This window comes from Peribacillus huizhouensis (assembly GCF_014138605.1).
Classification (GTDB): domain Bacteria; phylum Bacillota; class Bacilli; order Bacillales; family DSM-1321; genus Peribacillus; species Peribacillus huizhouensis.
On sequence record NZ_JACJHX010000005.1, the window covers coordinates 264,955 to 283,875 of the forward strand.

Consider the following 18,921-nt stretch of genomic DNA (forward strand, 5'->3'; position numbering starts at 1 on the left):
GGAGGATATGAGAGAATATGGCACTTCCTACATTAATTATTTCTGTTGTACTTTTCTTTATCTTGTTTTTTGGCATCGGTTTTTTATTGAATATGCTATTCCGCTCTTCTTGGATAATGGTCATAATTTTTCCGATTATAGCCATTTATATTGTAAATGAATTAAAGTTGATAGAGTATTTTAGACATCCTGGTGAAGCCTTTGGCGGCTTAGGCGAAAAGTTGGCTGGCCTTTATGCAGCAGATATAACGATTTTATTAAGTGGGCTGGTAGGTGCAATTTTGGCTGGGGTTATTATTAAAGTCTTGAGAAAGAAAGGCTATCAAATGTTTTAAACAAGCAGGCTGTCCTTTGGGCATCCTGTTTTTTCTATGATTTTTTTAGTTATTTGACTGATGATAAAGCTTTTTCTTCTTACATGAATATTTCATTTCTATTCAGGAAAGAAATATAAGATGTGGGAGGAGAGTTTATTAAATGAATAGTATTAAAGTGATTTTGAAAAGAGTAGTAGTTGTATTCTTGTTTGTATTTGCGCTTCATTCTACGTTTTATCATATTACAGGTGTAGAAGCGAAAATCGTAAATAAAGTGATAGCTAATTATAAAAGCAAATGGGAAAAAGCTTTTTCGTTCAATTCGTTGAACGTATTTCATAACAAGGTGCAAGCTTCTTCAAGTGAAGCGAATCAAGATGTGGCCATAACAGAAACTCAAAAAAACTTACAAGATCCAATAAACATTAGTCAATATCCTGTCAAAACAATGGTTGCGACAGGGTATACAGCAGGCTATGAATCGACAGGGAAAAATCCAGGACATCCTCTATACGGCATCACTTATTCAGGTGTTAAAGTAAAGCGCGATTTATATTCCACGATTGCTGCTGATCTAAACGTGTTCCCAATTGGCACAATTTTATGGATTCCGGGATATGGCTATGGAGTCGTTGCGGACAAGGGAAGTGCTATACAAGGAAATAAACTAGATTTGTATTATGACACGGTAGAGGATGTCTATGAAAATTGGGGCAAAAAGACATTGGATGTATACATAGTGAAAGAAGGAGAAGGTGTACTTACTGAGGATGCCCTCACTTTACTAAATGAAGATGAAACCATCCAAGTGTTCCGTCAGCAATTCAGGAAAAATATATCAAATTAAATAATGAGACTTCAATCAGTGGAGGTTTCATTATCCCGCTGATTGTTAGTCCCGATCTAAAGACGCTAATTGTAAAAACCCCAGTTCTCTAAAAAAGTAGCTGGGGTTTCTTTATGTGCATTCATAATAACGAATCCAGGCATTCGAGATTGTCGGCATAAAGTTGTACTAGTTTCTAATGAAGGCCCTTATATAAATACGAAAAAGTATAAAATAAAGGCAATGAAGATTCCAGTCAATCCGCCGAAGAATACTTCAATGGGCTTATGTCCAAGTAATTCTTTCAGTTTATGTTGTTTTTGCTGTTCTTCTTTCTTTTGCCAGTCTTTTGCTTCTTGAACGAAAACATTGAAATCAGCCACAAGTTTATTGAGGACAACAGCCTGTTCACCAGCTTGTCGTCTAACACCCGTTGCATCAAACATTGTGATGATAGCAAATACGGCTGCAACTGCGAAAATAGGAGAGGAGATGCCTGACTGAATGCCAACACCAGTCGCAAGTGCTGTTACAGCAGCAGAATGAGAACTGGGCATTCCTCCAGTAGAAGTAAGCAAGGACCAGTCGAGTTTACGCAGTGCAATATAGTGAATAGGTACCTTAATAAATTGAGCAAAGAAGATTGCAATAAGTGATGCAACGAGAGGGAAATTAAAGAATAATTCCATAGATGTCCGCCTACTTTCTTTTTAAAGTGTCCTTTTTTGGGAGTGTTCAAAAGGTCGGATAAATGGCTTGCGTATGCCTTAGTCACCCTGGCTTTCACACGGGAGAAAAACGCTCACCTATGCCTCAATTTTTATCCTCTTTTTAAACACGAACTTCCAGCAAAATATTCATTCGATCTTAATAAATGATAAGTGAAGTAAACTTTTTTATATTCCCCTAAAACGGTTCGATACCTTTAGAGTCATGAAGTTTTACTTTTTAAAACTAGATTATGTATTATATGTATGCCATGATTCTATATTTTTCCTAACTCTATGTTTATATACCAAATGAATATAGCGTTAAAACGCCATTATTTACGATCAAGGATCAATCAAGTAGCACGCTGCACTCGCCTAATCCCAATGGTGGCGGTGCGGAGCCGGAATTTTGGATGTTTTCTCGATAAAATAAGTATACCTACTAAGGAGATTGCCTAATTTAGTAAATCGCGAAGCCCCGTTCCCATATCCTTATACTAAAAGTTAATCATGTAAACTTCAAGAGTGTCTAGAGACGGAAGGATTCATTCGAAACAGATTGTAAAATTAGCTATAATAGAGAATAACAGGAGGAGAAGTTACAATGTTTATCGTGAAAAATGAGTTGGATTTCAATCAACACGAAGAGTGTTTATTAATCGGTGTGTTCGAGAAACCGGTAAAATTTGCAGGGCCGGGGTTATTAGCAGATCAGCTGTTAGATGGTCAGTTAACGGAATTAGTGAAAGATGGTGAGATTTCTGCAAAGAAGAAATCCATCTCAAAAATACATACATTAGGTAAGGTTAGAGTTAAACGTTTTATTTTCGTAGGCCTAGGAAAAGAAAAGGAATTAACCTTCGAAATATTACGTGAGGCTCTTGGAAAAGCATTCAAAACTTTGAAAGATGCAAAAATGACGTCAGCGGCAGCTGCATTAGATACATTTATTACTGAAAAAGTCGATATCCTAGATGCAGCTCATGCATTAAGTGAGGCATTTGAGCTTTCGACTTATCAATTTGCAGGCTATAAACAAAAATCAAACGCCGTTGAAAAACGAATTGAATCATTTACCATCTATAGTGAAGAGGACGGAGATGAGATCCTTTCTTCATTACAAGTTGGCCAAGTATATGGAAGTGCTACGAATTCAGCACGTACGCTTGTGAATACGCCCGGAAATTTATTAACGTCAACTGATCTTGCTGAATATGCCCGCGAGCTCGGGGAAAAATATAATTTTGAAGTGGAAATTCTTGAAAAAGAAGTTATGCAAAAGCTTGGGATGGGTGCTATTCTTGCTGTAAATCAGGGATCCGTTGAACCTCCTAAAATGATTGTTCTAAAATATCAAGGCAAAGATGATTGGAAAGATGTAATCGGTCTAGTAGGGAAAGGAATTACCTTCGATACAGGTGGATACTCCCTGAAAACGAAGGCGGGCATTGTCGGTATGAAAACAGATATGGGTGGTGCAGCAGCCGTTCTTGGTGCAATGGAAATTATCGGTGAATTGAAACCAGAGCAGAATGTTGTGGCAGTCATTCCATCTACCGATAACATGGTTAGTGGAAACGCCTTTAAACCGGATGATGTAATTACTTCGATGAGCGGAAAAACTATCGAAGTTCTGAACACAGACGCGGAAGGAAGACTTGTTTTAGCAGATGCCATCACATATGCCTTGCATCAAGGGGCAGATTATCTTGTTGATATCGCTACATTAACAGGTGGTGTGATCACTGCACTTGGAATGGATATGACCGGGGCTATGACGAATAATGAGGCATTCTTTGAAGAGGTGCTATTAGCTTCTTATGAAACAGGAGAACCAATGTGGCGTCTTCCCATTACTGAAAAAGACAAAGAACGCGTGCGAAACAGCAAGATTGCTGATTTGAACAACTCACCGGGCGCTGCAGGACATGCGATAATGGGTGGAGCATTCATCGGTGAGTTTACCGAAAACAAGCCTTGGGTGCATCTCGATATTGCTGGTACATCTGTAACCAATTCAGCATCAGACTTAGGTACTTCTGGGGCAACAGGTGTTATGGTAAGAACATTAGCTACTCTCGTAGAACGTTTTGGTTTAGAAGATTAAGCAAAAGAGGTTACCTAACGAAAGCTTAGACCAAACCTCATGGTGTAAATGGAGGATGTCTCATAAGCTGACCCCGCACTCTAACATATTAGTGTTGTAATACACTTACCTTATACTGTATGTAGTTGTTGCGGGGTCTAACCCTTTGCTCTCAACATGAAAAAGACTGATTCGATGGAATATTTTATGAATCAGTCTTTTTTTAGGACTATCTCATCTTGATTGAAAATTTAACATTTAAAGCGATAATATGTCAGCCGTCTTCATGGGGGTTGGTTGGAAACCAAGTGGATTCCATCAGGGTTAAAGGTCGTGTCTGGAACTGTTTTAGAGTTAGTTTTACGGATCATATCTGTTACAGTAGCTGTTTTTGATTGCTGCACTGCTGCCATAAGCTTACTCTGAAAATGGACGAGACATGGCGAAAGTATTGACAACTTTCTGTGCATTAAACTGTGTTTGCCGATAGAATGAGTAAGCCTGGATTAACAGAAAGAAACTGGCGAAATACATCTTGATGATGGGAATATGGGTAGTCATCAGAAAACCTTACATGATTTTCTGTCAAAAAGACCTCACCTTTCAAGCTGTTCTTATATGAAGAGTATCCAAATGGTATGCTGCTCAACAAAAAGGAAAAATTTTTAAATTAGTGCATCATTATTTGTATTTTAAATGTATTAGGTTTATGATATTATTAATACCTAGTTACAAAAAGTAAGGAATTTGAAAATCCTAAAGGTCAGGTGATCGATATGATTATAACTCCACAAATTAAAGAAATATTAATAGATAAAATGCAAATGATACAAAATCCAGGTAAGGGAGAAATATGTCTTGTAGGACCCGTAAACCTTCCTGTTGAACAAGGTGATTTTTCAGCTGTATTCCAGTGGTACACATGGCTTGAGCTTGATGACAAGATTCAAACAAAAGAAGATGTCCTTGAATCGTTAGCAACGGCTAATTTAGCTTTCGCTCAACAATCTTCTGTGCTAGTTTATGGTGATTTTAAGCAATCTGAACAAGCGTTAGTGAGAATGCATAGCATCTGCCATACCGGCGATATCTTCGGAAGTAAGCGGTGCGATTGTGGCTACCAGCTTCATCAATCGATGAAAATGATAACAGAGCATGGTTGTGGCGCTCTCTTTTATTTAGCTGACCACGAAGGGCGAGGCATCGGTCTGTTATCGAAATCACTTGCCTACATTTTGCAGCAAGAAGGATTAGACACAGTAGAAGCGAACCACGCGTTAGGATTTGAAGATGATACGCGTTCTTATGAGGGCGCCATCCGAGTACTTGAAGAACTGAGAGATAAACCAGTCGTTCTCATTACAAATAATCCGAAAAAACTAGAAGCATTGCGAGATCACGGCTTGACTGCTAATGAACATATCCCGTTATGGGGCGGCTTGACTGAAACAAACAGCTTTTATTTAGATACAAAAATAAAGAAATCAGGTCATATTCCACAAGAAGACTATATAGGAGCACTGATAAAGTGAAAACAGATCATGAATATATGCAGTTGGCGCTTGATTTAGCAGCTACAGCCAAAGGAAAGACGAATCCGAATCCTGTTGTCGGAGCGGTAATTGTAAAAGATGGAGTGATCGTAGGCACTGGAATTCATCGGAAAGCAGGAGAACCCCATGCAGAAGTACATGCGTTTAAGATGGCTGGGGACTATGCACGTGGAGCAACTCTATATGTAACACTTGAGCCTTGTTCACACTTCGGAAAAACACCACCTTGTGCCAATTTAGTGAAAGAGTCTGAAGTAAGTCGTGTGGTCGTAGCTACTCAAGATCCGAATCCATCTGTGGCAGGAAGAGGAATTCGATTACTAAGAGAAGCAGGAATAGATGTTGAAGTAGGCGTTTTGGAGCACGAGGCAATATTACTCAATGAACGGTTTATTCATAATATGAAAACAAAACGACCTTTCGTCATCTCTAAAACAGCTATGACGCTAGATGGCAAACTTGCAACTCACACAGGCCATTCGCAATGGATCACTGGAGAAGAAGCGCGCCGTTCCGTCCACCAGTTACGTAATGAAGTCGATTCGATTTTGGTCGGGATAGGTACCGTACTGGCAGATAATCCTTCGCTTACAACCCGCTTACCTGAAGGAGGCAAGAGCCCAATCCGCATTATTGTAGATAGCCAATTGCGTACGCCGTTAGAAGCAAAAGTGACCGAATGCAAAGAGGCAAAGACTTGGATTGTCACGTCAGAGGGAACAGATGCTGAGAAAAGAGCGGCCTTAATCGATAAGGGAGTTGAGCTCATCGATGTGCCGTTAACTGAAACGGGATTGAATCTGGAGTATCTATTAAACGAACTTTATCGTCGAGGTGTTACCGATGTCCTAGTTGAAGGTGGCGGAGAAATCAATGCTTCTTTTCTGCGGGCTGGTTTGATTGATAAATATATTGTGTATGTAGCGCCAAAGGTTCTTGCTGGCAAACATTCACTTACTCCTTTTGCTGGTGCAGATTCAGAAACGATGGGTGAAGCGAGAGATCTAAGCTTCCATCATATTGAAAAAATCGGTGAAGATTTATGCATTACAGCCTATCCTACTATCAAGGGATGAAAGAGGAAAGAATGTAGTTTACTATGAACGGGTTAACTGCCCGTAAAAGCCCGATTGGTGGGTCACACAGACGATAGACCAATGGACGCAGTGCACTTAGTCTGTGTCTCGTTGAACCTTAGCGACAGTAGAACTGGACTAACCATCAGTGGGGAGGAAGAATACCCACTGATTGAAGTTTCAGATTATATGGGGAGGAAACAAGTTGAAATTTGGTTTCGATATCGATGATACTTTAATCAATTTACGAGAGCATGCCTTTCATTTATATAACAAAAAATTAAACAAAAACGTGGAATTATCGGCATTTAAAGCTTTGAACACATTGGAAATTCATGAACCGTTTGGACTAACTGCACAAGAAGGCGGAGCAATGTGGAATAGTTTAGCAGAAGAAATTTACTATACAACTTGCCCTGCATTTGAAGGAGCAATTGAAACGTTGCAGCAGCTTGTCAAGGATGGCCATGAGGTCTTCTATATTACTGCAAGGAATGCTGAGCATTGCGAACGGACTAAAGACTGGCTTATTCAAAATCAATTTCCAGTAAAAGAAGGACATTTCTTTTGCGGGATGAAGGATAAAGAAAAAATCCGAATTATTGAGGATCTACAATTAGATTATTATTTTGACGATAAACCAGCTGTACTAGAAACTTTATTGGATGTTCCGACAAAAGTATTCGCGATTGACAACAGTTATAACCAAGAATTGAAGATTCCGAGGCTTTTGAGCTGGTTTGATTTACAGGAAATCATTGCTGATAAAAAACCTGGCCTATAAGCTTTCCGGTTTAGGCCAGGTTTTTTGTCATTTACCTATCGTGTAAACGATATAATAGATGTGGGGGCAAGACCCCTTCGTTACTTTCATTTAATACTGATGAAAAAGGGGGAAAGTCTATGGAATACAATATTGAAAAATCAATGTTGAAATCATTAGGGATTGAAATAATAGAGTTGAGTAAAGGGAAAGTCATTGCCACGATGCCAGTTGATGAAAGAACATGGCAGCCAGTTGGATTACTTCATGGTGGTGCTTCCGTGGCACTTGCTGAAACCGCTGCGAGTATTGGTGGCTATGAGCTTGTAGACAAAACAAAAGAAGCTGTTGTTGGACTCGAGATCAATGCCAATCATATTAAAGGAAAACGTTCTGGTATTGTAACAGCTGAAGCAAATATTCTTCATAGAGGAAAAACAACGATGGTTTGGGACATTAAAATTCGTGATGAAGAAGACCAGCTTATTTGCGTATCCCGCTGTACATTGGCAGTTATTGTACTGAAACAGAAAAACTAACACATCTATCAATTTACGACAGGGTCTAACTTAGTACTCCATCACACAGTTTAGCGTATTATTCCCCTTCAATTAAACTGTTTGTAGCAGTTGCGGGTTCTGACCCTTTCGTAATGAACTCCCCCTTCAAACCTTCCTGCGCATTCTTACCTTTTACTACCCTTTCAAAGCATCTTATAACAAGTTCCGCACAAGCGGTCTAGCCGCTAATAGGTTTTATCTCGCATGAACAGGCGTCCCCCAATTCAAGGCTTAGAGGAATCGAAGAAGCTAACAAGGTAAAGACGTGAAATGACTTCATGCTGAACTAGGCTAATAATAGATTTATTATGTATGATAGAAAGAATTTATTTAATAATTCTTTCCCCCAAGCAACGAGACAAGCTGATGCGTATGATGCTGTATAACGACTGTAGCATCTTCTGCTGTTAGTATTCTTCAACTAATTTTTTTAGTAACAAAGATATAGGTGGGGGACAATTGCCCATAGCCTGATTGGTGAGCTACTGTGAGTGCTTTTTACGGTTTTTGATGAGGCCGATAGGATGAAGGTCAAATTGACGAAAGACTAAAGAAGCGGCGCATTTAGTCTGTGATTCACTGAATCTTAGTTCGCACTGTTCGATTGATCGAAGTTGAAAGCAAAGATCTTATCGACAGTAGAACGGGGCTAACCATCAGTGAGGGTAAGTTCTAACAAATTGGAAGAGGAATTGTTGATAGAGATGTAGAACAATGTTAGGGAAAGAAAAAACTAAATTTTTTATAATATTCTGTTATAATACAACAATAAGTTTTTAGAAAAGGGGGATGAAAGACATGGAACAATACTTATTCATTGACTTTGAGTTTACCATGCCAGAGGGAAAGGGGAAGCCTGAGGGTTTTTATCAGGAAATTATTGAAGTCGGCTTTGTTTCTGTAATAGATGATAAATTAGGTGATCAATTTTCTTCGTTTGTTGTTCCTAATAAGTTTTCACATTTAACAGAGCGCTGCAAAAGATTTCTTCATATTTCTCAAAGTCAGGTAAATCAAGGTATTAGTTTTGCCGAACTTGTAATATTATTACAAAGTTATGATCAGAAGTGTCCAACAAAGATCGTTACATGGGGAAATATGGATATGAAGGTGTTGCGTAATAATTGTCAAAAAGCTGGAGTGGAGTTTCCTTTTACTGGGGAACAAATTGACTTATCAATGGAGTATAAACGCTTTTTTGGAGATCAAAACCAAACAGGTCTGTGGAAAGCGGTACAGGCTTATGGAAAAGAAGGAACAGGACGGCACCATCGTGCTCTTGATGATGCGATGACAACGTATAATATTTATAAATTAGTAGAGAAAGATAAAAGCTATATGAAAAATCACCAGCCTACAACGATTGGGGATCGGATTGATTTGTCTAAAGTTTTAAATAAACTTGTATTATAAAAGCCAAATCATAAGAATTGATTTGGCTTTTACGCATTTATTTAAAATAGTCTTTCTCTAGTTCTTCGATCTGTTGCAGACTTCTTTGATTCCAATCGTCTTGAGTCTCTGACAGCTTTTGTTTCATCGCTTCAACCGATTGTTGCAGCGATTGTTTATAATCGGGAATCTCACTTGTGTACGCTCTAACCATATTTTTAGGCACATTCATTTGTTCACGGAAAGCGAGTGCTCGGCGCTGATGGAACAAGGCGACATCAACTTGTTTTGGATGGTGTAAATCACCTTGCATAGGGTGCTTGGCAACAGCAAGAACACGGACAAGATAAGCGTTTGGCCTCTCTTCAGTAATTTCCCCTAAATATTTCCCTGTTTTATAAATCGCGGAAACCTTGTCCCCAACTGAAAATTTCTCTTCACTCATTTCTATTCCCCTTTTCCTACTAAACTTTCTTCATCATACAAAATTTAAAGAAGGCTTTCAAATACTGGGAGAGGAAGATATAAATTAGGGTTACTATTGTGTATTAATAAAATGGACAAGATGTTAATTAAATCCTTTCAAGTAATATAAAAAAGAGACAAATCTAGTCGGAATTCATCATTACCGGCAAGTCGCTTGCACTTTGCTAATGGATTCGTGTAAAGTGTACAATTGAAGCACATAATAGTAGATTCATTATTATGGACGGATTATTTATAGGAAAGAAGGGATTTTAAATGACGAACTATCCACAATTAACATCTGAAGTATTAGAAAATGAAAAAGCAGTCATTATGGAAACGAGCCAAGGAAATATCAAAATTAAATTTTTTCCTGAATTAGCTCCAAAAACAGTTGAGAACTTCTTAACACACGCTGAGAACGGCTATTATGACGGGATTATTTTCCACCGTGTAATTAAAGATTTCATGATTCAAGGTGGGGATCCACAAGGAACTGGTATGGGTGGAGAAAGCATTTGGGGAGCTCCATTTGAAGATGAATTCTCTATGCAATTATTCAATCTGCGTGGCGCATTATCTATGGCCAATGCTGGACCAGGGACGAATGGAAGTCAATTCTTTATCGTTCAAGCACAACATGTTGACTCAAGAATGGGTGAACAAATGAAACAAGCAGGCTACCCAGAAGAAATTATTGAAGCTTACATGTCAACTGGTGGTACTCCTTGGCTTGACCATAAGCATTCTGTTTTTGGACAAGTTGTGGAAGGCATGGATGTAGTCGATGCCATTGCTAATGCAAAAACAACTTACGGTGATAAACCAGCTGAAGACATCGTGATTCAATCGATTAAATTAGTCTAAATTCTAGAGAAACGGGAGAGATTGGTCTCTCGTTTCTTTTTTTGATCACCACTTATTTCCTCATGAAAAAACCTCTAGGTGCTTTTATAAAATGGCTGTGGTAAAGAATCATATTCTTACAATGCACATTCAAGTTTAACAGAGCCAAAAATAAAGATAAGGAGCGTAGCCATGTTGCCTCTAGAAAGTTATATTCGAAGAGTTGAGTTGAAGAGAGAGGCTATTCCTTCGTTTGATACCTATCCGTTCAGTTTGCCGGCCGTTCGTCCTTTGACTAATGTTGAACTTCATCCCAATATTACATTTTTCGTCGGCGAAAATGGTATGGGGAAGTTCACTTTACTGGAGGCGTTTGCTGTTGCTTTCGGTTTTAACGCGGAAGGAGGCACGATTAACTTTAACTTTTCTACGAAAGAGACCCATTCTAATTTGTACGAATATGTACGGCTTGTGAAGGGGACGAAAAAGCCGAGGGATGGTTTTTTTCTTCGTGCTGAAACGTTTTATCCCGCATTAACGAGCAGTAAGTCCCCCACCTCAAGGTTTAGGGGAATCGAAGAAGCGTAGGTGGGGGATAACTGCCCGTAAAAGCCCGATTGGTTCAACTAACAATCAGTGGGGGAAGAAAGACCCCGCTGATTGAAGTTTCACTTTATAATGTCGCGTCTACGATTGAAGAATTGGACATAGGTGGCTTCGGGCCGAGAATAATCGATTCTTTTGGCGGTAAGTCCCTTCATGAACAATCTCACGGGGAATCATTTTTCGCCGCTTTTACGAACCGATTTAGCGGACAAGGTTTTTACATATTGGATGAGCCTGAAGCCGCCTTATCTCCACTTCGACAACTTTCTTTGCTATCGAGAATGCAGGAGCTTATTCAACTTAATTCACGGTTTATTATTGCTACTCATTCACCCATCATTATGGCGTATCCCGATGCGAAGATTATCGAAATGACAGAAGAAGGGCTGAGCGAGACAAAGCTTGAGGACACGAATCATTATACAATCATGAAGCAGTTTTTTGAAGATAAAGATCGCTTGCTTTATCATTTGTTAAAATAACTAGGGAGATTTAGCTACATACTGGTTTGACGCCTGTATTTTGAATTCGACTCATAAATATTTTACAAATTCAACGCATAATTCCTCGATTTTGACACGTATTATGCGTTTTTAAGTTCTAACTGAAGCCTTCTTATAACTCTATTCAATTTAAGTCGCGAAATGGAAAAGTAGTTGTTATAATTATGATACAAGAATTGGTATTTTTAGAAAGGATGTAATCAATGAACGTTCTTTTACCTACTGTACTTGGCTTGTTTCTCTATTTTCCAGAAGATAAGTCAGAATATTTCCCCGCTGCCATTTCGTTTACCATTTTCATGATTGCTTGTGTTTTTACGATGAGGTGGATCATCAAAAAATCACGGAAAGAAGAGCTAAAAACGAAGAATTTAGAAGAAGAAGTAACCCGTAGAAATCAACATTTAAAGAAAAACTCGTTGCATTAAAGCAGAATAAATAATCAAAGGATCTCCTAAAAAGAGCCAGACCTCGCACTTGTAGTTACGAGATCTGGCTCTTTGCTTTTAGAACATCCTTTTTCTTATGCTTCTTCAGAAACGACAGTGAATCGTTCGTTTACATGTTTAGGATTATCAAGTTCATCAAGCACAGCGATAGCGTAGTCTTCGTAGCTTACATAGCTATTTCCTTTTGAGTTTGTGAGCAAGTGATCTTTACCTGCTTGATAAGATCCTGTTCTTTTGCCGACTGCAAATAATGCGGAAGGACTTAGGAATGTCCAAGTAATGGAATCCGTTCCTTGCAGGATTTCAAGATTTTTTCCTTGATTCGCTGCAGTAGCCTTAAACATATCTGGGAAGTCAGGGGTATCAATCACACGGACTTTTTTATCTGGATCAACAAACAAGCTACCAGCCCCGCCGACTACGAATAATTTTGTATTTGGTGCTCCTTTTAATGCTTCGATAAGAACATTTCCAGCATCAACATGTAAATGCTCCTCTCCAAATGGTGCACCAAAAGCGTTGACTACAACGTCAAAATCTTTTAGATCAGCAGTCGTTAAATCGAAAACATCTTTTTCTAAAATAGCGACTCCTTCTACTTGAAGTTTTGCAGCGTCGCGAACAATGGCCGTTACTTCATGATTTCTTTCTAAAGCTTCCTTTGTAATGCGGCTTCCCGCTTTTCCTGTTGCTCCAATTACACCTATTTTCATAATTATTATACCTCCTAGTAATTGTCTATTTGTAACTACTTTTGTTACATCTTAGGGGTGAAGAAGAGGCTGACTCTAAATCAAAGGGTCATCCTCGTTCTGATATCTTGTAACGATTTGCTTGCCAGTTCCTTTTCCATTGCAGTCTGTGCTGTATGAAACGTATCTTCTAAAGCAGATTGGATGTTTTTACCGACAGGACATTGTGGATTTGGATTTTCGTGCATCGAAAATAAAACTTCTTTTTCTTGAACGGCTAGGTAAATGTCTAAAAGTGAAATCTCTCCTGGATCTCGGGTCAAGACAGCCCCTGGTGTTCCGACTTGCGATTGAAGAAGCCCTGCTTTTTTTAGCATTCCTGTGATCCTGCGAATGACAACTGGATTGGTATTCACACTGCCAGCAATATATTCTGAAGTAACCTTTTCTCGCGGACCAGATGCAACAAGGGAAAGAATATGAATGGCAACAGCAAAGCGGCTGTTAATCATCGCACTCACCACCTATGTAACCATTATAGTTACAATTAATTTGATTGTCAAATTAAATTTAGCTAGAGTTCCGCTACATATAAGTTACCCATTTTTGGGACTTCTATTTTTTACACTGAACATAACTTACTCACTCTAAATAAGGCATGCCCTTTTTTTATGGGAAGAAACTTCCGTTAGTGAAGAGTGATACTTAGGAAATACTACAAGAAGGAAATCCATTTGGTCTAACCGAGAAAGGATGGAGTATATGCCTTCAAAAGAACAATTAAACCAATTGAAACAGCAATTACAGCAGTCTAAACAGGAGCTAGAAGAAAAATTAAGCGATAATGGTAACTTAGGATTGCTTAGAAGCTTTGCTCATGATTCAACAGGAGAATTATCAAGTTTTGATAACCATCCAGGTGATGAAGGTACAGAATTATATGAGAGAGAAAAAGATATCGCGCTTTATGAACACGCACGCCAATATGTAGATGAAATCAATCATGCGATACAAGCGATGGAAGCGGGGACGTATGGGAAGTGTGAAGTATGTCAAGTGGAGATTCCGCTTGAACGATTGCAAGCGATTCCGACGACAACATTTTGTAAGGTGCACTCACCTTCCCAGAACACTTCCCAAAATCGACCTATTGAGGAAGAGGTAATATCGCCTCCGTTTGGGAAATTCGATAATGATGATCAGAATGAATCGGTCATTTATGATGCGGAAGATACTTGGCAGGAGGTAGCTAGTTTTGGGACTTCAGAATCGCCATCTGACTTTGCCTATCCTCCTGATGATTATGAGGATATGTATGTAGAATCAGAAGAAAATATCGGCTATGTGGAAGATTATGAGAACTTTGTTGGTGTTGATATAGACGGTAAGAATATTACGGTGTATCCGAACTCACAACATGAGAAATATGAGGATGCTTTAGATGAGGAAGGGATTATGACTACATTCGGTGACCTGCCGCAGTATGAACATGAACCTTACGTAGAAGAAGACTGATTTCCTATAAGCGTAAAAGCCATTGTGCTTTTGCGCTTAATTCCTTTAAAGAAATCACTACCACGCGTAAATCTCATTTCAGGCACGCAAAGTGTTTAATCTCGCGCGCAAAAATTGATTCAGGCACGAAAGGGCAAAGTGTTCCATCTAGCTCAAAGTCTTAATTTATGGCTCTTTTCGTAAAGATTGTTGTTTTAGCAAGAAACCAATTCGGACAGATGTTGATTGTAGTGGAAGGTGCGAGACTCCTGCGGGAAAAGCGTGTTGAGGGAGACCCCGCAAGTGCAAAGCACTGAGGAGGCTTCTGAGACCGCCCGCGGAAAGCGAGTACCTGCAACGGAAATCAACCCGGGTTATTAGTGTAAAAATGATTGAAAAGCAACAAAGTATGTGAAAACAGCCTAATTTATAATCATTTTTAAGTCGGAAAATTTCTCCGATGGCTCGGTCTTTTCACATATCTGTTGTAGTCTAAAATCATTCTTAAAAAGGGATTTAATCATTCAATATTGGGAAACAATTTTTTAGTATACCTTTTTCACTTTAGGAAAAAATAGATGGGATAGAGTGAAACTTCCATAAATGGGGGTATTACAGCATGGACGGGAGGTAGTATGTTGAAAACAAGATTGAGTGTTATGATTATGTTGCTTATGCTAGTTGGTTGTGCAACGGAAAGTCCAAAGAAAATTGACGTAACGATGCGAAATGCAGACGGGGACTCACTGGGGAAAATTACTGTTCAGGAGCAGTCTAAAGGTGTTTCGCTTGATATTGATTTAAAGGGACTGGAGCCTGGTGTACATGCCATTCATATCCATAACAAAGGTTCATGTAAGGCTCCTGACTTTATTTCAGCTGGTGATCATTTTAACCCAGATAAAAAAGAACATGGTTTGCTTTATCCGAAAGGGGCACATGCGGGAGATCTACCAAATTTAATTGTCAAAGATGATGGAAAGACGAAAGTGAAATTGGATGCTCCAAACGCCACGCTTAAAGACGGGAAAAATACTCTCCTTACTAAAGACAAAACATCTATCATCATTCATGCGTCACCAGACGACGGCATGAGTCAGCCAGCGGGGAATGCTGGTGATCGAGTTGCTTGTGGGATTATTAAAAAATGAAGCATGTCATAGAGATTAGTTTTTTTATGCGTCAAATCTGGGATATTATGCGAAAGAGCAGATGCCAATATGATTGTTGGTGTCTGCTCTTTTTAATAAGGATGTCAGAAATCTAAACTAGTTAAGTCAATGCCCGTTTCAATCTTTCCAGTCCTTCTAGAAGGACTGAACGTGGGCATCCAACGTTCATTCTCACAAAACCTTCCCCACCTTGACCGTATTTCAATCCAGGTTCAAGAGCGAGCTTTCCTTTATTTAGTAATGTGTCTTGTAGTTTTTCATCCGTCCAGCCTAGACTGCGACAATCAATCCAAATTAAGAAAGAAGCATCAGGATTCATAACGTTAAGAATTGGTAATTCTTTTGCGATGAAAGATTCGGCAACTTGAATATTTTCCTCAATATAAGGAAGTAATTCATTTAACCATGGTTCGCCAAATTTATAGGCTGCTTCCATTGCGGTTAAGCCAAGCAGATTGATCCCATGAAAGGCATTTTTCATTTGAATTTTTTCAATTTGTTTCTTGTGTTCCGGATTGCTGGCAAGGAGAAGTGAAGCCTGTAGCCCAGCGATATTAAATGTTTTACTTGGAGCCATTAAGGTAATGGTGCGATTAGCTATACTGTTGCTTAGAGAAGCGATGGGAATGTGTTTGCTATGTGACAGAGCTAAGTCCGCATGAATTTCATCACTGACGATTAGGACGTCGTATTGCTCACAAAGTTCCCCGATTTTTATTAGTTCTTCTTTTGACCAAACTCGTCCACCTGGATTATGTGGGCTACAAAGCAGGAATAGCTTGACTCCGGATATTAATTTTTCTTCAAAGTCGATAAAATCAATTTCAAATCTTGCGTTTTTGATTAATAAAGGACTATTGACTACCTTACGATCAAGATGTTCAATCATATCAAAAAAAGGCTTGTAAACAGGGCTTTGAATTAATATTTGATCACCAGGATTTGTAAAAGCGCTAATGGCGGTTCCGATTCCAGAAACAACCCCGGCGCTATAACCAATCCACTCACTCTCAATTTGCCAATCATGGCGGTTTTTCAACCAATTCTGGATTGCGCTTCCTATCGCGTTTGAAGGAAATGTGTATCCGAACACAGGATGACTAATTCGAGCATATAATGCCTCTTGAACTTCTTTGGGACTGGGGAAATCCATATCGGCTACCCACATTGGCAGCGCGTCGCTTGTCCCGTAAACTCTTGACAATGCATCCCATTTTTCTGAACTTGTATTTTGTCTATCAATCACTTCATCGAAAATTGATTGCTTCATCAAATCCACCTCTAAAATTTAAATTATCCCGCAATAACAGGCAGTAAGCCCCAACCTCAAGATTAGGGGAATCGAAGAAGTATGGTTGGGGATTAATGCCCAATCTATTTACGATTCCTAGCCCTATTTAAAGTCTAAGCTGTAATACTTTTTGGCAAACTACGCCACGATGTATTCCATCTTATGCTTGTCTGACTAACAATCAATGGGTGAAGAAATCCCCACAGATTGAAGTTTCACTTTATGATACTATAATAACATGTGTAAACCATTTTAAAGTAGGTGATAATTGGATGAATACGCAACAAGTAAATATGGCGATGGCAGAAGTGCTCAGAAGCTGGGATCCATTTCAGGAAGGCGAGGATTTTTACGAAACTGAAATTGCGGATGTGCTTCTAGCAATCAGAGATATCGAGACCGCTTCAGAGCTTGCTGGGAAAATTCAGGGGATTTATGAATTTTCATTTGAACAACAGCTCGCTTTTGACGATTGCTTGAACATAGCTGAACAGCTATGTAACATTAAAGGAAATGAAAGCTGTACGCTATAATACATGAACCTGTCCGAAAAGAGTTTGACCACACATTCTGTACACTGTTTATCCGGCTATAAAGGGCAATACCTCCCACCTCAAGAATCAAGGAAGCGTAGGTTGGGATAACTGCTTAATCTAGTTGCGTCTCCTAGCCCTACTTAAGATCATAAGCTGTAATACTCTGTAGCAAACTACGCTAAGCCGTATTCCATCTTGTGCTTGTCGGACTTCGCAGGATGTGGGTCACACAGACATTACCGCACAACGCGGCATACTTAGTCTGTGATTCAATGAACCCTAGTTCGTACTGTCGATTGATCGTAGCGAAAGTGAAGATCTTGCGACAGTAGAACTGGACTAACAATCAGTGGGGGTGAAGAACCCCCTGATGGAAGTTTCACTTTTTGTGGCATATAAACGAAATATAGTAGATGTGGGGTCTGACTCTTTCGTTGTTTAACTACGTATTATTTACTTAAAAAATCATGGATGTAGTTGTACACTTCTTCTGGCTTTTCTTCAGGAATCAAATGTCCTGCTTCTTTTAGGATGATAAGCTGTGCGTGAGGCAGATCTTTCTGCAGCCTTTTTCCGATTGAGAGCGGTACAACTTGGTCATGTTCACCCCAAATTAATAAACAATCAGTGTTAATAACTTGTAAATCATCTTCAGACAAATCTCCCTCAAAATGTCGTGCCATTCTTCCGAGCGCTTGAAACATTCCTTTTTGTAGAAAAGGTTCTAAATAACCGTTTCTCATTTCATCATCAATCATCTTCTTGTCATACACAACATTGTGTAGATTTTTTTCGATTCCCGACTTTCCGAGATACCAACGTATAAGAAGTGGGAAAAAAGGAAGATAAGTCGCTGTTCTTACAGAGGGTCTCATCGGAGCTAAGTAGCTAGAACCTGACAGTAGCACAGCTTTTTCGACAAGATCAGGTCTTCGTTTACAAATTTGCAAACAAAGTTGGCCGCCCATAGAATGACCAATCAAGATAACCTTTTTTAGGTTTCTCGTTTCTAAAAAATTGATAACGGAACAGGCTACATTATGATAAGAATACGTATAGGAAGAAGACTTTTCACTTTTTCCAAAGGGTGGATAATCAATAGCGAGTATATTGTAGTCTCCTTTGAAAAAAGGAGTGAGCTTACGGAAGCTGAAGGATGAGGATAAAAAACCATGCAGCAACACGAGTGTTGGAGCATCCGCATCATATCTTATACATTCACAATACAGCTCGATTTCGGATTTTGTCTCTACTGTTAGATCTATCATGGAGCTCATCTCTCTTTGTTAAATTTTTTTAAATTTGTCTATACTTTGTAAGACCTTATTCTATCTATGATGTGCATTAGGTTTAGCGATATCAAACTGAATTAACCGATATTTGGAAGGAAGGTAGACCCCCTGATGGAAGTTTCACTTTATCCCGGTTTAACAGGCTGTAAAATCTATGCTTTAACATAGCAAGGTAGTAAAGAACAGCCTGTAAAACCCCGATTGGTGAGATACAGTGAAACTTACCTTTGTGGTTTTCAAAGGTATAGTTGAACCAATCGGGTTCGTACTGTCGATTGATCGAAGCGAAAGC

Annotated in this window: 20 protein-coding genes and 1 pseudogene; 14 read left to right on the forward strand and 7 right to left on the reverse strand. The window is 39.1% G+C overall.

The window, feature by feature from the left end:
- The first annotated feature begins 17 nt into the window (after positions 1-17).
- Both HNP81_RS10695 and spsC read left to right on the forward strand, forming a co-directional pair.
- Positions 18-335, forward strand: a complete 318-nt coding sequence (locus HNP81_RS10695; protein ID WP_028393717.1) for a YuiB family protein — start codon at positions 18-20, stop codon at positions 333-335.
- 142 nt (positions 336-477) lie between these two features.
- Positions 478-1,164 carry a stationary phase survival protein SpsC gene (spsC, locus tag HNP81_RS10700; RefSeq protein ID WP_028393718.1) on the forward strand — a complete coding sequence of 229 codons (687 nt, stop codon included), beginning with the start codon at positions 478-480 and terminating at the stop codon, positions 1,162-1,164.
- Positions 1,165-1,352: 188 nt separating this feature from the next.
- On the opposite strand, the gene HNP81_RS10705 is transcribed toward spsC, so the two are convergent.
- The gene (locus HNP81_RS10705) at positions 1,353-1,832 is read right to left on the reverse strand and encodes a divergent PAP2 family protein (RefSeq protein ID WP_028393719.1); all 480 of its coding nucleotides are present in this window, start codon (positions 1,830-1,832) and stop codon (positions 1,353-1,355) included.
- A gap of 625 nt (positions 1,833-2,457) precedes the next feature.
- Here HNP81_RS10705 and HNP81_RS10710 point away from each other — a divergent pair.
- Positions 2,458-3,960 (forward strand): leucyl aminopeptidase, encoded by a 1,503-nt coding sequence (locus HNP81_RS10710; protein WP_182502610.1) that lies wholly within the window; start codon positions 2,458-2,460, stop codon positions 3,958-3,960.
- Positions 3,961-4,223: 263 nt separating this feature from the next.
- Here HNP81_RS10710 and HNP81_RS24915 read toward each other — a convergent pair whose 3' ends face one another.
- Positions 4,224-4,409: a YuzC family spore coat inner layer protein gene (locus tag HNP81_RS24915; protein ID WP_512698950.1), complete on the reverse strand. Its 186-nt coding sequence runs from the start codon at positions 4,407-4,409 to the stop codon at positions 4,224-4,226.
- 306 nt (positions 4,410-4,715) lie between these two features.
- On the opposite strand from HNP81_RS24915, the gene HNP81_RS10715 reads away from it, so the two are divergent.
- From HNP81_RS10715 to kapD, 5 genes are all read left to right on the forward strand, one after another.
- Complete coding sequence (locus tag HNP81_RS10715) at positions 4,716-5,471, forward strand: GTP cyclohydrolase II (protein WP_182502611.1); 756 nt, start codon at positions 4,716-4,718, stop codon at positions 5,469-5,471.
- A complete protein-coding gene (gene ribD, locus HNP81_RS10720) occupies positions 5,468-6,568 on the forward strand; it encodes a bifunctional diaminohydroxyphosphoribosylaminopyrimidine deaminase/5-amino-6-(5-phosphoribosylamino)uracil reductase RibD (protein ID WP_028393722.1) in 1,101 nt (366 codons plus the stop codon). The genes HNP81_RS10715 and ribD overlap by 4 nt, the downstream gene beginning before the upstream one ends.
- Before the next feature lie 205 nt (positions 6,569-6,773).
- Complete coding sequence (locus tag HNP81_RS10725; RefSeq protein ID WP_182502612.1) at positions 6,774-7,352, forward strand: 5' nucleotidase, NT5C type; 579 nt, start codon at positions 6,774-6,776, stop codon at positions 7,350-7,352.
- A gap of 119 nt (positions 7,353-7,471) precedes the next feature.
- Entirely contained in the window at positions 7,472-7,870 is a 399-nt protein-coding gene (locus HNP81_RS10730; protein WP_034302387.1) for a hotdog fold thioesterase, read from the forward strand.
- A gap of 810 nt (positions 7,871-8,680) precedes the next feature.
- Positions 8,681-9,304: a 3'-5' exonuclease KapD gene (kapD, locus tag HNP81_RS10735; RefSeq protein WP_028393725.1), complete on the forward strand. Its 624-nt coding sequence runs from the start codon at positions 8,681-8,683 to the stop codon at positions 9,302-9,304.
- Positions 9,305-9,341: 37 nt separating this feature from the next.
- Here the strand turns inward: kapD and kapB are convergent, their stop codons facing one another.
- The gene (gene kapB / locus HNP81_RS10740) at positions 9,342-9,728 is read right to left on the reverse strand and encodes a kinase-associated lipoprotein KapB (RefSeq protein WP_028393726.1); all 387 of its coding nucleotides are present in this window, start codon (positions 9,726-9,728) and stop codon (positions 9,342-9,344) included.
- Between the two features lie 296 nt (positions 9,729-10,024).
- Between kapB and HNP81_RS10745 the strand changes: the two genes are divergently transcribed.
- From HNP81_RS10745 to HNP81_RS10760, 3 genes and pseudogenes are all read left to right on the forward strand, one after another.
- The gene (locus HNP81_RS10745) at positions 10,025-10,615 is read left to right on the forward strand and encodes a peptidylprolyl isomerase (RefSeq protein ID WP_028393727.1); all 591 of its coding nucleotides are present in this window, start codon (positions 10,025-10,027) and stop codon (positions 10,613-10,615) included.
- Between the two features lie 171 nt (positions 10,616-10,786).
- Positions 10,787-11,682 (forward strand): annotated as a pseudogene (locus HNP81_RS24615) (AAA family ATPase).
- Positions 11,683-11,906: 224 nt separating this feature from the next.
- Positions 11,907-12,131 (forward strand): hypothetical protein, encoded by a 225-nt coding sequence (locus HNP81_RS10760; protein WP_028393728.1) that lies wholly within the window; start codon positions 11,907-11,909, stop codon positions 12,129-12,131.
- 95 nt (positions 12,132-12,226) lie between these two features.
- Here the strand turns inward: HNP81_RS10760 and HNP81_RS10765 are convergent, their stop codons facing one another.
- Positions 12,227-12,865, reverse strand: a complete 639-nt coding sequence (locus HNP81_RS10765; protein WP_182502614.1) for an NAD(P)-dependent oxidoreductase — start codon at positions 12,863-12,865, stop codon at positions 12,227-12,229.
- An 80-nt stretch (positions 12,866-12,945) separates the two neighbouring features.
- The gene (locus tag HNP81_RS10770) at positions 12,946-13,356 is read right to left on the reverse strand and encodes an Rrf2 family transcriptional regulator (RefSeq protein ID WP_182502615.1); all 411 of its coding nucleotides are present in this window, start codon (positions 13,354-13,356) and stop codon (positions 12,946-12,948) included.
- Between the two features lie 250 nt (positions 13,357-13,606).
- On the opposite strand from HNP81_RS10770, the gene HNP81_RS10775 reads away from it, so the two are divergent.
- Positions 13,607-14,359, forward strand: a complete 753-nt coding sequence (locus HNP81_RS10775) for a TraR/DksA C4-type zinc finger protein (protein ID WP_182502616.1) — start codon at positions 13,607-13,609, stop codon at positions 14,357-14,359.
- A gap of 614 nt (positions 14,360-14,973) precedes the next feature.
- A complete protein-coding gene (locus tag HNP81_RS10780; RefSeq protein ID WP_182502617.1) occupies positions 14,974-15,489 on the forward strand; it encodes a superoxide dismutase family protein in 516 nt (171 codons plus the stop codon).
- A 121-nt stretch (positions 15,490-15,610) separates the two neighbouring features.
- On the opposite strand, the gene HNP81_RS10785 is transcribed toward HNP81_RS10780, so the two are convergent.
- Positions 15,611-16,780, reverse strand: coding sequence for a MalY/PatB family protein (locus HNP81_RS10785; RefSeq protein ID WP_028393733.1), 1,170 nt, complete (start codon positions 16,778-16,780; stop codon positions 15,611-15,613).
- 293 nt (positions 16,781-17,073) lie between these two features.
- Between HNP81_RS10785 and HNP81_RS10790 the strand changes: the two genes are divergently transcribed.
- Positions 17,074-17,334, forward strand: coding sequence for a DUF1871 family protein (locus tag HNP81_RS10790; RefSeq protein WP_182502618.1), 261 nt, complete (start codon positions 17,074-17,076; stop codon positions 17,332-17,334).
- 452 nt (positions 17,335-17,786) lie between these two features.
- Here HNP81_RS10790 and HNP81_RS10795 read toward each other — a convergent pair whose 3' ends face one another.
- Positions 17,787-18,605 (reverse strand): alpha/beta fold hydrolase, encoded by an 819-nt coding sequence (locus tag HNP81_RS10795; RefSeq protein ID WP_182502619.1) that lies wholly within the window; start codon positions 18,603-18,605, stop codon positions 17,787-17,789.
- Between the last annotated feature and the right edge of the window lie 316 nt (positions 18,606-18,921).

Excerpts from the sequence above, each read along its gene's own strand:
- HNP81_RS10695 (WP_028393717.1), top strand. The coding sequence starts at position 18 with ATGGCACTTCCTACATTAATTATTTCTGTTGTACTTTTCTTTATCTTG.
- spsC (WP_028393718.1), top strand. The coding sequence starts at position 478 with ATGAATAGTATTAAAGTGATTTTGAAAAGAGTAGTAGTTGTATTCTTG.
- HNP81_RS10705 (WP_028393719.1), bottom strand. The coding sequence starts at position 1,832 with ATGGAATTATTCTTTAATTTCCCTCTCGTTGCATCACTTATTGCAATC.
- HNP81_RS10710 (WP_182502610.1), top strand. The coding sequence starts at position 2,458 with ATGTTTATCGTGAAAAATGAGTTGGATTTCAATCAACACGAAGAGTGT.
- HNP81_RS24915 (WP_512698950.1), bottom strand. The coding sequence starts at position 4,409 with ATGCACAGAAAGTTGTCAATACTTTCGCCATGTCTCGTCCATTTTCAG.
- HNP81_RS10715 (WP_182502611.1), top strand. The coding sequence starts at position 4,716 with ATGATTATAACTCCACAAATTAAAGAAATATTAATAGATAAAATGCAA.
- HNP81_RS10730 (WP_034302387.1), top strand. The coding sequence starts at position 7,472 with ATGGAATACAATATTGAAAAATCAATGTTGAAATCATTAGGGATTGAA.
- kapD (WP_028393725.1), top strand. The coding sequence starts at position 8,681 with ATGAAAGACATGGAACAATACTTATTCATTGACTTTGAGTTTACCATG.
- kapB (WP_028393726.1), bottom strand. The coding sequence starts at position 9,728 with ATGAGTGAAGAGAAATTTTCAGTTGGGGACAAGGTTTCCGCGATTTAT.
- HNP81_RS10745 (WP_028393727.1), top strand. The coding sequence starts at position 10,025 with ATGACGAACTATCCACAATTAACATCTGAAGTATTAGAAAATGAAAAA.
- HNP81_RS10760 (WP_028393728.1), top strand. The coding sequence starts at position 11,907 with ATGAACGTTCTTTTACCTACTGTACTTGGCTTGTTTCTCTATTTTCCA.
- HNP81_RS10765 (WP_182502614.1), bottom strand. The coding sequence starts at position 12,865 with ATGAAAATAGGTGTAATTGGAGCAACAGGAAAAGCGGGAAGCCGCATT.
- HNP81_RS10770 (WP_182502615.1), bottom strand. The coding sequence starts at position 13,356 with ATGATTAACAGCCGCTTTGCTGTTGCCATTCATATTCTTTCCCTTGTT.
- HNP81_RS10775 (WP_182502616.1), top strand. The coding sequence starts at position 13,607 with ATGCCTTCAAAAGAACAATTAAACCAATTGAAACAGCAATTACAGCAG.
- HNP81_RS10780 (WP_182502617.1), top strand. The coding sequence starts at position 14,974 with ATGTTGAAAACAAGATTGAGTGTTATGATTATGTTGCTTATGCTAGTT.
- HNP81_RS10785 (WP_028393733.1), bottom strand. The coding sequence starts at position 16,780 with ATGAAGCAATCAATTTTCGATGAAGTGATTGATAGACAAAATACAAGT.
- HNP81_RS10790 (WP_182502618.1), top strand. The coding sequence starts at position 17,074 with ATGAATACGCAACAAGTAAATATGGCGATGGCAGAAGTGCTCAGAAGC.
- HNP81_RS10795 (WP_182502619.1), bottom strand. The coding sequence starts at position 18,605 with ATGATAGATCTAACAGTAGAGACAAAATCCGAAATCGAGCTGTATTGT.